We start from the raw sequence: 12,062 nt of genomic DNA, 5'->3' as shown, positions 1-12,062 counted from the left end.
GAACGCGTACACCCAGCTCCACACCCTCCCCCCCCCCCTCCCCCCCCTCCCCCACCCCCCCCCCCTCCCCCCCCCCCCCCCCCCCCCCCCCCCCCCCCCCCCCCCCCCCCCCCCCCCCCCCCCCCCCCCCCCCCCCCCCCCCCGCTCGGTGGCTCGGCTCAGCCGAGGTACTTCTGCCACGGGCCGGTGATGGCCAGGGTGAGGCCCGGGTCCTGCATGTTGACGAAGAGCACCTTGCCGTCGTCGGTGAACGTCGGCCCGCAGAATTCGGAGTCGTTGAGCTGGTTGCGGGCGATGGCGTAGACCGGTCCACCCGGGAACGCGCCGAGGACATGGGACGCGCCGGCGCCGTCCTCGGCCAGCACCAGGCTTCCCCACGGCGTCACGGTCACGTTGTCAGGGCCGTCGAAGGTCAGATCGGTGTACTTCGCCGGGGCCCCTTCCTCGGCGGTGGCCTGGTGCGGGAAGTACGTCACCAGCTGGATGGTCTGGTCGCGGTAGTTGTAGAACCACACCATGCCGTCGTGCGGGGCCGCGTCCGCCGGGAGATCGCCGTCCTCCCACGCGTAGGAGTTGACGACGTACACGCCCTCGTCGGTGCCCCACACGCCCTCGAACTTGCGTCCGCGCGTGACCTGGCCGTCGGTGAACTGCTCGCGTACCGGTGTGGTCTTGGCGTCCCGGTCGGGCACTTCGATCCACCGCACGGGGAACGGGCGGCCCAGCTGGGCCGAGGTCAGGTAGGCCACGTCGGGCAGCACCGAACCGTCGTCCATGATGATCTGCATCGCGGCGAGGACACCGGCGTCCGGGGCCAGCCGGGTGAGCACCCGCGGACCGACCTTGAGGCCGTGGGGTGTGGTCCACCGGTAGAAGAGACCGTTGGGTCCGTCGGCGTCCTCGGACAGATAGATGTGGGTGCGGTCCCGGTCGATCGCCAGGGCCTCGTGGGCGTAGCGGCCCAGGCATCGGATCGGCCGGGGGTCGGCGGTGCCGTCGCCCCAGACCTCGAAGACGTAGCCGTGGTCGCGCTGGAAGACGCCGGTGCGGTCGCCCTCGGTCCACTTGTCCCCGGCGCGGTCGTCGGTCTCCTCGCAGGTGAGCCACGTCCCCCAGAGGGTCGGGCCGCCGGCGCAGTTGGAAACGGTGCCGGAGATGGCGACGAACTCGCCCAGGTTACGCCCGGCGCGGTCGGTCGTGATCACCGTGCAGCCGCCGGCATCGACCGCGCCCGGGTCGTAGACGGTGCCCTTGATGTGCGGCACGCCGAACTCGGCGCCGGGGTCGATCTCGTGATTCTGGATCAGGGTGTAGCGGCCACGGCCGGCGTCGAAGGCGGCCATGCCGTCGTGGTCGGCCGGGGTGACACCCTGGCCGCGGTCCAGCCGGGTGACCCCGGCCCGGGTGACCACGGTGTAGCTGAAGCCCTCCGGCAGAGCCAGGACGCCGGCCGGGTCGTCGACGAGCGGCGGGAAAGGCACGCGGCCGCTGCCGGCGGGCCGGTGCGGCCGGCCCGGGTGGGCCTGAGCCAGGGACGGGACGGAGCCGGTGACGGCGAGACCGACGCCGGCGGCGGCGCTGCCGGTCAGAAAGGTACGGCGAGACGATGGCACGAGGTGTAGCTCCTCCACAGGAGTAGGACGATCGGGTCAGTGCTGCGGGCGCCGGGGCAGGACCAGGTCCGTCCAGACGAGCCGGTGGTCGGAGGTCGGGAAACCGTTGACGGGCGACCACTGCGGGTCGAAGACGCCGGTCAGCCGGAACAGCGGATCAGCCCGGACCGGCCAGAACACTCCCGATCGGACGATCCGGTTGCCGGCCCGGGGCAGCACGTAGTCGGCGTGCAGGTTGCCCGGCGCGGTGTCGGCGAAGTCGGCCGTGTCGAACCGAGGATCACCGCGGTGGGTCAGGTTCGCGCCGCCCTGCAGGGTGGAGGCCTCCACCGCGCCGGCACTGGACGGAAACGTCCGGGCATCGATCAGCGGGTGCTGGGTCAGCTGCCGGATCGCGCTCCGGTAGGAGTCACCGTCGTACGGGTCAGCGTTCTGGTCGCCGGCGATCACGAAGTTCTGTCCCGGCTTGAGCCCGCCCCGGCGGCCCTTGTCGTCGTAGATGTAGGACGACGCCCGCGGCGTGACGTAGTCGGCCCAGAACCGGATCTCGTCATGGTTGCGCCGCCCGTTGCGGTCCTCCGGCCCGTCGAAGGTCGGCGGCGTCGGGTGCGAAACCAGGAAATGCACTGTCCGGCCGCGCACCTTGATCGGCACGTCCCAGTGACTCTTGGAGGACAGCCGCAGGGCCGCCTGTTCCCGCGCCGAATAGAAGTCCACCGGCATGGCGTTGCCCGGCATGTCCCGCCACTTGAACAACTGGAACGTCCGCACACCACGGACGTCGATCGGGTACTTCGAGTAGACCACCATGCCGTACTGACCGGGAAAGAGCCCGAAACCGTATGAGTCGTCGCCGTACGCCTGATCGCCGGGCGTGGTGTCCACGACGCCGTTGTTGTTGAGGTCGAGGCCGGACGAAACTCCGGTGTTCGACGGCGCGACGTAGCGGTACGGGTAGCGCTGCGCCGGTGCCCCGTTCTGCGACACGGCGAGGAAGTTTTCGGCGAACAGGCGCGCCGCCACCGGGTCGTGGTCGAACTCGTTGATCAGCACCACGTCCGGCCGGCTGCGCTGGATCACTTCGGCGACATTGCGGGCCTGCCGCCGGTAGACGTCGTCGACACCCGGATCCGCGAGCTGCTCGCGCAACAGACCCTGGGTGGGCCGGTTGAGCGAGAGGTTGTACGTGGCGAACCGCACGCTGTCGTCCCGGCTGGTCGCCTGGGCCGGTGACCCGCCGAGCAGAGCCGCGCCGAGCACGGCCGCCATGAGAAGTTGCTTCATGACCCCTTCGGTACCGGACATCCGACCACCCCGGCAATGCCGATCGCGCACTGTCGCCGACAGTTCAGCTGCCCACACCCGTCCCGTCGCCCACTGCTCATGCGCGCCGCGCCGATGAGCACCGCCGGCCGCCGAGGCGTTCAGCGTTGCACCCCGTGGTAAAACGCGTCTCCGAGCCCGATCGTGAACAGGGTGCACCCGTAGAGGGCGTGCTCGACGCACACCGTCAGCAGTGAACGGGTCTGCTGATAGCGGCGGGCGAACAGCCACCCTCCGGCGAGCGTCAGAACCACCGCCAGGACATTGCCGAACAACAGGTGGGCGAAGCCGAACGCCACTGCGCTCGCGGCTGCGGCCGGCCGGCCGGTGCCGAAGACGCCCGCGTACCGGTGCAGCAGGAAGGCCCGGAACAGCAGTTCCTGCGGGTACACGGACACGATCGGGTAGCCGATGATGATCGCTGCCCACAGCGCGGTGTGCTGGCGGGGCATGTCGAACAAGCGCTCCGGAGTGAGCACCGCCACGCCGAGGACCAGCAGCAGAGACGCCGGCGCCCAGGTCAGCAGGATGCCCGGCAGCGCCGGTCGCACAGCGCCGGCCCGGAGCAGATCACGCGTGTCGAACGTGTTCTGCCGCCGCAGATACAAGACGACCGCGCCCGCGGCCAGCATCAGTGGTGGTATCGGGCCGCCGGGCAGCCGGGCGGCGATGTAGACGCCGACCACCCCGAAGAACACGGCGAGGTACTCCAGGGCCGGCCATCGTGAACGGCTCGTCATCGTGCAGACGCCCCCTAGACGAGTCCGCCCATCGCCGGATCGCTGATGCTGTCCCGGCCGTTCTCGAGGTGCCCGGCGTAGCGCCGATGCAGGTCCTTCCCGGCGGTCACGGTGAGGTCGTACCAGCCACGGGTACGCGCGACGCCCCATGATCTGCTCGTCGCCTGTCCGCCACGCACCGGGACCGTGGTCTGCCGGCCGGTGTATCCGTCGCGGATGGTCAGCTGAACCCGTTCCGGTCCCGCGTTCCTGAAGATGAGCGTGACCTTCTCGGCGCGCGGGTCGTACTCGGTGGTCATGGCCACGGCCGGTGCCTGCGCACTGCCCACGAAGGTGCGGCAGAAGCCGTTAGGACCGTGCACCGAGACGTCGTGGCTCCGGGCTGCCGCCCAGCTGCCGGAGACGGACTTGCCCGGCTCCACCGTGTACGTGCGCGGCTGCTCGCCGGACGCGGTCGAGCAGGCCAGGAAGACCGCGGTCGCCTCGCCGGTGTTGCGGAACGTGACGGTCAGCGCCTGGCCCGCGACGGCGCCGTCCGCGTGCAGGGTGTACGGCAGCGCGCGCGCCGGGCGTACCCCTCTCTCCTGGCGGGGCAGCCGCCCGTCCTTCGGTGGGACCGGCACCTCGTCGGGGTGCCGGACCAGGTCCGCGGGCTTGAAGTCATCGGTGTCCGGGAGCCGGACGGGACGGCCGCGGTTGGGCGTCCGGAAGTCGAAGGCGCTGGTCAGGTCGCCGGCCACGGCCCGGCGCCACGGGGTGATGTTGGACTCGATCAGGTCGGGACGTCCGTCGGCGAAGCGCGCCTCCAGGAACCGGATCAACGACGTGTGGTCGAACAGCTGGGAGTTGACCCAGCCGCCCCGCGACCACGGGGAAACGACGATCATGGGTACGCGGACGCCCAGCCCGTACGGTCCGGCGGCGTTCGCGGGGTCGCCCGGATAGATCTCGTGGGTGGTCGCCACGGTGGACGCGCCCTGCGCCGGTGACTGCGGGGGAGTGGGCGGTACGAGGTGGTCGAAGAATCCGCCGTCCTCGTCGTAGGTGATGAACAGCGCCATTCTGCTCCACACCTCGGGGTGCGCGGCGAGGATGTCGATGACCTGGGAGGCGTACCAGGCGCCGTAGGAGGGCTCCCAGTTCGGATGCTCGGTGTACGCCTCCGGGGCGACGATGTAGGACACCGAGGGCAGCCGACCGGTGTTGACGTCCGCGCGGAAGTCGGTGAGCAGCGCCAGCGGGTCGCGGCCCAGCGCGTTGATGTTGGTACCGGTCTTGGCTCGGTCGGCCAGCGGCGAACCGGGGGCGGCGTTCTGGTAGCGGTGGAAGTACAGCAGTGAGTTGTCGCCGTAGTTGCCGATGTACGGGTCCTGCGTCCAGCCCCACGAGCCCGCGGCGTTCAGGCCGGTCCCGACGTCCTGGTACACCTTCCAGGACACGCCGGCCCGCTCCAGGCGTTCGGGTAGGTGGACCAGTCGTAGCCGGCCTCGGCGTTGTTGATCACCGGCCCGCCGCCGGAGCCGTCGTTGCCGACCCAGCCGGTCCACATGTGGTACCGGTTCGGGTCCGTCGGCCCCATCAGCGAGCAGTGGTAGTTGTCGCAGACGGTGAAGGCGTCCGCCAGCGCGTACTGGTACGGCAGGTCCTTGCGAGTGTGGTAGGTCATCGTCGTGACGCCCTTGCTGGGCACCCACCGGTCGTACCGGCCGTCGTTCCAGGCGGCGTGCCCGTCGGTCCAGCCGTGCGGCGGGTCGGGCAGGTAGCTCTGGCCGAGGTTCGGCACGTCGGGCCGGAACGGCAGGACATCGGCGCCGGGCCCGTTCGGCTGGTGCCAGACGCTGCGGCCGGACGGCATCCGCATCGGATGCGGGTCGGCGAAGCCTCGTACGCCGCGCAATGAGCCGAAGTAGTGATCGAACGAGCGGTTCTCCTGCATCAGGATGATGACGTGTTCGACGTCGGCGATGGTGCCCGTGCGGATGTCGGCCGGGATGGCCAGCGCCTTGCTGAGGTCCAGCGGCAGGGCTGCCGCGGCGGCCGGCAGACCGGCCAGCTGAAGAAACGTGCGACGGTCGACGGCACCCATGGCGATCCTTCCTTCAGGCGCTACGCAGCAACCCGCAACCGGCAAGCTATCGACGCGACATGGACTCCGGATGGCCGTCGATGTCCGGCCGCTGAGGCGCAGATGACAACTGACGTGACCGGACCGTGATGGGGTGAATTCTTCATCGGATGGTCGACCGCTGGTCCGCTGGCGTTCTACTCTGGCTGCCCGGAGAAGATCGGGTGACGGAAGGCTCCATGATGGCCGACGCGGTGGTCGATACGGAGATCAGTGCCGACGGCAGTCTGGTCCTGCGCCCTCGGGGCGTCCTCGGGGCCGAGGACGCCGTCGACCACCAGGTCGCCGTCTTCCTCGACAACTCCTCGACGACGATCGCCGGCCGGCTCACCGCCGCGGGAGTCGCCACCCACCGGCTCCGGCACGTCGGGATGGCCTCGGCCGCCTGAACGGTCTGCCCGCGCCGGGCCGGATAGATGAACGCTCAGTGAATACGCCCTGTCTGCACCAGCCGGCGAGGGCCGGAGCTCCGCTAGCGTGACTGACCATGACGAGATCCACCACGGCTCCCCGGCACCTGCGCATCCCGGTCGTGGACGTGGCGCCGGTCGTGGATGGCGGCGACCGGCCGGTCAAGTCGGTCGTGGGCGAGGAGTTCGAGGTCACCGCGACCGTCTTCCGCGAGGGCCACGACGCGGTCAACGCCACCGTCGTGCTCACCGATCCGGCCGGTCGGGAGGAGCGCAGGCCCATGGTACGGGTCAACGCCGGCCTCGACTCCTGGTCGGCCGCCGTCAGCGCGGACCGGCCGGGTCGCTGGTCGTACCGGGTCGAGGGCTGGTCCGATCCGTACGGCACCTGGCTCCACGATGCCGTCATCAAGGTCGGGGCGAAGGTCGACGTCGAGCTGATGCTCGAGGAAGGCGCGCGGGTGCTGGAACGCGCCCTGGCCGAGGTGGACCGCTCGGTGCAGCAGGCGGCCGTACTGCGGTCAGCGATCACCGGTCTGCGGGACGACCGGTCGGCGCCCGAGGCGAGGCTGGCCGCGGGCCTCGCCACCGCTGTCCGGCGCGAGCTCGAAGAACGGCCACTGCGCGACTTCCTGTCGCCCGGCCGGGACCATCCGTGGTCGGTCGAGCGGGACCGGGCCCTGTACGGCGCGTGGTACGAGATCTTCCCGCGATCGGAGGGTGCCGCCTTCGACCAGAACACCGGCCGCTGGACCAGTGGGACGTTCCGCACCGCGGCGCGGCGGCTGACCGCCATCGCCGGCATGGGCTTCGATGTGGTCTACCTGACGCCGATCCATCCGATCGGCCGGATCAACCGCAAGGGCGCGAACAACGCGCTGCGGGCCGCGGAGGGCGACCCGGGCTCGCCGTACGCGATCGGATCGTCCGACGGCGGCCACGACACGATCCACCCGGACCTGGGCACCTTCGACGACTTCGACGCCTTCATCGCCGAGGCCCGCCGCCTCGGCCTGGAGGTCGCCCTGGATCTCGCGGTGAACTGCGCGCCGGACCACCCGTGGGTCAGCGCCCACCCGCAATGGTTCACGACCCGGGCCGACGGCTCCATCGCGTACGCGGAGAATCCGCCGAAGAAGTATCAGGACATCTACCCGCTCAACTTCGACAACGATCCGGAGGGGCTCTACGCCGAGATCCGCCGGGTGGTGCAGCTCTGGATCGACCACGGCGTGACGATTTTCCGGGTCGACAACCCGCACACCAAGCCGCTGGCGTTCTGGGAGCGCCTGATCGCCGATGTCGCCGCGGACCACCCGCACATCATCTGGCTGGCCGAGGCCTTCACCCGCCCGCCGATGATGCACAATCTCGCCAAGGCGGGCTTCCAGCAGTCCTACACGTACTACGCCTGGCGGCACACCCGGGCGGAGCTCGAGGAGTACTGCACCGAACTCGCCGGTACCGCGGCGGCCTACATGCGCCCCAACTTCTGGCCCACCACGCACGACATCCTCACGCCGTTCATGCAGCACGGCGGCCCCGCCACCTGGAAGATGCGGGCCGCCCTCGCCGCCACGCTCGTGCCCAGCTACGGCATCTACGCCGGCTACGAGCTGCTCGAGAACCAGGCCCGGCCCGGCGCCGAGGAGCAGATCGACAACGAGAAGTACGAGTACAAGAACCGCCGGTGGGAGGACTACGAACCCGGCGGACCGCGCGAGGGGCAGTCCCTGGCGCCGTACCTCACCCGCATCAACGAGATCCGCCGGGCGCATCCGGCCCTGCACCGGCTCCGCAATCTCCGGTTCCACCGGGCCGACGACGACAACATCCTGGTCTTCTCCAAGGCCCACCGGGTCTACGACCGCGACGATGTCATCATCGTCGTGGCGAACCTGGACCCGAGCAGCACCCGTGACTCCTGGATCCACCTGACCATGCCGGACCTCGGACTCGACTGGGATGCGGGATTCGTCGCGCACGACCTGATCACCGGAGAGCACTGGAACTGGACCGAGCACGCGTTCGTCCGTCTCGGCCCCGACACCGAGCCGGTCCACATCGTGCATGTCCAGCCGGCGATCGACCGCTGAGGCGAGCATTCCAAGATCGAGCCACTCGGCCACGTCAGAGGAACTCAGCAGCGCGTCAACGGTGTCCGCGTGCATGCTGACCTGGGCGTAGGCCGGTTGTATCGGCATTGTCATGATCGGCTGCTGCCGGGTCCGGGCTGCCTATAGTCGCTGCTGTGCGTGCTCATGTGCTGGTCGCTGAGGATGACGCCCGGCAGGCCGAGGTGGTCCGGCGGTACCTGGAGGCGAGCGGGTATCGCGCCTCGGTCGTGCACGGCGGCCGGGATGCGATCGAGCAGGTTCGGCTGACCCCGCCGGACCTGCTCATCCTGGACGTGATGATGCCGCAGCTGAACGGGGTCGAGGTCTGCCGGGTGCTGCGCCGGGAGAGCAACGTGCCGGTGCTGATGCTGACCGCCCGGCGCGACGAGGACGACCTGCTGCGCGGACTGGACGTGGGTGCGGACGACTACCTGATCAAGCCCTACAACCCGCGGGAGTTGATGGCGCGGGTCCGCACGATGCTGCGCCGCACCCAGTGGGCGCCGGCCGAGCCGGATGCCGCGCTGCGGGTCGGTGAGGTCGTGGTCGACGTCCGGGGCCGGCACGTGACCAGCGGCGGGCGCCGGGTGGACTGTACGCCCGGTGAGTTCGAGATCCTGGCCGCGATGGCCGCCGCTCCGGACCGGGTGTTCACCCGCGCACAGCTGCTGGAGCAGGCCCGTGGCTTCGAGGCCGCGGCCACCGACCGTACCGTCGACATGCACGTCATGAGGCTGCGCCGCAAGATCGAGCCGAATCCGCGCCGCCCGGCCTATCTGCTGACCGTCTACGGCGTCGGCTACAAGTTCACGGACGGGTCGCGGTGACGCGCGTCCCGCTGCACCGCAGCCTGGTCGCGCGGCTGCTGACCCTCTCGCTGGTGGTCATGCTGTGCGCCGTGACGGCCACCGCGTGGCTCGCGGCGCAGAGCACCACGCGCGCGATCGTGCAGACGCAGGGCTACGGGCCCTCCTACGACGAGGAGATGATCTACGACGAGGTGATCGCCTACGCCGCGACGCACACCGACTGGTCCGGGGTGCGGCCGCTGCTCGTCGAACTCGCCGCGCGGACCGGCCGGCCGATCTCGCTGTACGATCCGGACGGCGAGTTCCTGGACAGCTCGGAGACGTCGACGGTCCTGCCGGCCCGGCGGTCGGCGCTGATCGACCCGCTCTACCTCGAGGGCTACCTCTCGCCCGAGCCGGCCGGCCGCGGTGTCGACTGGCGCGTGGTCGGTCCTTACCGGCTCACCGAGGCCGAATTGACGACCGTCTCCGCGCGCGTGCTGGCGGCAGAGTCGTGCCTGCTCGGCAAGGGCCTCGACGCATGGGTCTCCCGTGAGACCGGCGGCCGGCCGACGCTGAACTCGGAAGGCGCATCGGACGCTCAGCTGGCCGCCTGCGCGCGCGAGTCCGGTGCCGACGTCCCCACCGCCACCGAGCAGCGGGCGCTGGACGAGCTGACCGCGCTCACCAACGCCTGCCTGGGAGACGGCACGGTCACCGTGCTGCTCGGCTTCACCTGGACCGGGGCCCCTGCGGGGTCGAACACGCGGACCTGCATCGATGATGCCCTCCGGATGCAGCTCCGGCCGTACGTGGCCCCGCGCGCGATCCTCTACATCCACGAGGCGGCATCGGTGACCGGCCCGGTCTTCGACCTCTCCCGGGCCAGCACGATGCGGATCGCCGGCGTCTCGGCGCTGGTGCTGGCGGTTGCCGTCGCGATCACGCTGCTGGTCGGCGTGCGGATGTCCCGGCCGCTGCGCGCGCTCACCCGCGCCGCGGAGCAGGGCGTGGCCCGCCTGCCGATCCGGGGCCGGGACGAGATCGGCCGGCTCACCGCCGCGTTCAACGACCTGACCGAGCGCCGGGAGGCCGGGGAACGGCAGCGGCAGGCCATGGTCAACGACATCGCGCACGAGCTCGGCACGCCGCTGACCAACATCCGTGCCTGGCTGCAGGCCGCCCGGGACGGTGTGGCGGACCCCGGCCCCGAGCTGCTGGATCTGCTCGCCGACGAGGCCGACGTGCTCCAGCACATCATCGACGACCTGCGCGACCTCGCCGCGGCCGACGCCGGGCGGCTGCGCCTGCACCCGGAGCTGGTCTACGTCAACGAGCTGCTGGACCAGGTCGCCGCCGTGCACCGCAGCCGCTCCGGGGACGTCACGATCGTGACCGAACCGGTCGGCGATCCCGAGGTGACGCTCGACCCGCTCCGGATGCGCCAGGCCGTCGGCAACCTGCTCTCCAACGCGGTCCGGCACTCCCCGCCGGGCGCCACCGTGACCGTCCGCTCCCGTCTCGACGGCGACGATCTGGTGATCGAGGTCGTGGACGCCGGCGACGGGATCAGCGAGGACGATCTGCCGCACGTCTTCACCCGCTTCTGGCGCGCGGACCGGTCCCGCAGCCGGCACACCGGCGGCAGCGGCCTCGGCCTGGCCATCGTCCGCGACCTCGTCGGCGCGCACGGCGGCACCGTCACCGCGACCAGCCGCGCCGGCCACGGCAGCACCTTCACCATCCGCCTGCCCGCCCGGGACTGACCCACCGTTTTCTCCCTTCCGCACCGTCGGTGGCTCCGCCACCCGCGGCGATGGACCCCACGCAGAAACAGACAGGAGTTGGCCGATCATGGCTGCGACGAAGGAACGCCTGCTGGCCCTGGACGGGCTGCGGCTGCTGTGCGCGCTGGTGGTGGCCGCCCATCACCTCGGCATGGCCTGGTCGGTGGACGGCGTACAGCCGACCAGCACGCATCTGCCGCAGGCGGTGAACTCGGTGCTGATCTACGGCAACCTCGGCGTGGAGGTGTTCTTCATGATCAGCGGCTTCGTCATCTGCATGAACGGCTGGGACCGCAGCCCGCGCGCCTTCCTCGCCTCCCGGGCCGGCCGGCTCTACCCGGCGTTCTGGGCGTGCGTGGACGCTCTGGTACGAGTTGCGCTTCTACCTGCTGTTCACGGTCGTGATCGCGCTGGGCCTCACCCGTGGCCGGGTGCTCGCGCTGGGCGTCGGCTGGCTGGCCGCCTCCGTCGTCGTACCGGCCGGGGTGCCGCTCGCGGAGCTGGTCATGCCGCAGTTCGCGCCGTACTTCGTGGCCGGCATGACGTTCCATCTGATCCGCCGGCACGGGATGACCCTCCCGCTGGGGTTGCTGCTCGCCGCGTCGTGGGTGATCAGCCTGGTCCGCGTGCGGGAGCGCGTGCTGTCCGCGAACCCCGGCTTCGCGGTGCCCGTCGGGCCGGGGCTGCTGATCATCACGCTCGGGTTCGCGGTGCTGCTGGTGATCGCGCTCGGGCACACCGACCGCTGGAGCTGGCGCTGGCTGGCCGTGGCCGGGGCCGTGTCCTACCCGTTCTATCTGCTGCATCCGCGCATCGGCTACACGATGATCCGGTACGCCTACGACCGCACCGGTCTCCCGGTGCCGCTGCTCGTCGCCGGCGCCATCCTGGTGCTGCTCGTCGCCGCCTGGCTGGTCCACCGCCTGGTCGAACGTCCGCTCGGCCCGGCGCTGCGCCGCCTGATCGCCACCGGTGCGGTGCGCCCGGCCGGCGTGTCGATGGCCGATGGACCGGCTCGCCGGGCGGCACGCTGGGCCTGCGGATCAGCGTGCCGGGAGAGGACGGCGGGGGCGTCGGACGGGCCCACGGGTGACGGCCCGTCGAGCGCCGCGGGTGAGGCGCCTGACGGCGAAGCAGTTCCGCTACAGCTTCGGTAACG

Annotated in this window: 8 protein-coding genes and 2 pseudogenes; 5 read left to right on the top strand and 5 right to left on the bottom strand. The window is 70.8% G+C overall.

What is annotated here, in order from left to right; genetic code table 11:
• Positions 1–158: 158 nt before the first annotated feature.
• From ACZ6S4_RS16495 to ACZ6S4_RS16475, 5 genes and pseudogenes are all read right to left on the bottom strand, one after another.
• Positions 159–1,613, bottom strand: a complete 1,455-nt coding sequence (locus tag ACZ6S4_RS16495; RefSeq protein ID WP_465475743.1) for an alkaline phosphatase PhoX — start codon at positions 1,611–1,613, stop codon at positions 159–161.
• Between the two features lie 36 nt (positions 1,614–1,649).
• A complete protein-coding gene (locus tag ACZ6S4_RS16490) occupies positions 1,650–2,897 on the bottom strand; it encodes an endonuclease/exonuclease/phosphatase family protein (protein WP_465475742.1) in 1,248 nt (415 codons plus the stop codon).
• 140 nt (positions 2,898–3,037) lie between these two features.
• Positions 3,038–3,676, bottom strand: a complete 639-nt coding sequence (locus tag ACZ6S4_RS16485; protein ID WP_465475741.1) for a CPBP family glutamic-type intramembrane protease — start codon at positions 3,674–3,676, stop codon at positions 3,038–3,040.
• Between the two features lie 14 nt (positions 3,677–3,690).
• A complete protein-coding gene (locus ACZ6S4_RS16480; RefSeq protein ID WP_465475757.1) occupies positions 3,691–3,975 on the bottom strand; it encodes a phospholipase domain-containing protein in 285 nt (94 codons plus the stop codon).
• An 84-nt stretch (positions 3,976–4,059) separates the two neighbouring features.
• Positions 4,060–5,612 (bottom strand): annotated as a pseudogene (locus ACZ6S4_RS16475) (phosphocholine-specific phospholipase C); the annotation flags it as partial.
• Between the two features lie 353 nt (positions 5,613–5,965).
• On the opposite strand from ACZ6S4_RS16475, the gene ACZ6S4_RS16470 reads away from it, so the two are divergent.
• From ACZ6S4_RS16470 to ACZ6S4_RS16450, 5 genes and pseudogenes are all read left to right on the top strand, one after another.
• Positions 5,966–6,190, top strand: coding sequence for a hypothetical protein (locus ACZ6S4_RS16470; RefSeq protein WP_465475740.1), 225 nt, complete (start codon positions 5,966–5,968; stop codon positions 6,188–6,190).
• A gap of 98 nt (positions 6,191–6,288) precedes the next feature.
• Positions 6,289–8,307: an alpha-1,4-glucan--maltose-1-phosphate maltosyltransferase gene (locus ACZ6S4_RS16465; RefSeq protein WP_465475739.1), complete on the top strand. Its 2,019-nt coding sequence runs from the start codon at positions 6,289–6,291 to the stop codon at positions 8,305–8,307.
• Between the two features lie 155 nt (positions 8,308–8,462).
• Positions 8,463–9,155, top strand: a complete 693-nt coding sequence (locus tag ACZ6S4_RS16460) for a response regulator (protein ID WP_465475738.1) — start codon at positions 8,463–8,465, stop codon at positions 9,153–9,155.
• On the top strand, positions 9,152–10,882 hold the full coding sequence (locus tag ACZ6S4_RS16455; protein WP_465475737.1) for a sensor histidine kinase: 1,731 nt from the start codon (positions 9,152–9,154) through the stop codon (positions 10,880–10,882). The genes ACZ6S4_RS16460 and ACZ6S4_RS16455 overlap by 4 nt, the downstream gene beginning before the upstream one ends.
• Before the next feature lie 88 nt (positions 10,883–10,970).
• A pseudogene (locus ACZ6S4_RS16450) lies at positions 10,971–12,060 on the top strand (acyltransferase family protein).
• The last annotated feature ends 2 nt before the right edge of the window (positions 12,061–12,062 follow it).

Source organism: Actinoplanes sp. NPDC051405 (genome assembly GCF_055586185.1).
Note: the sequence above shows the minus strand (reverse complement) of the source record. Positions and strands in the feature narration are given on the sequence as shown.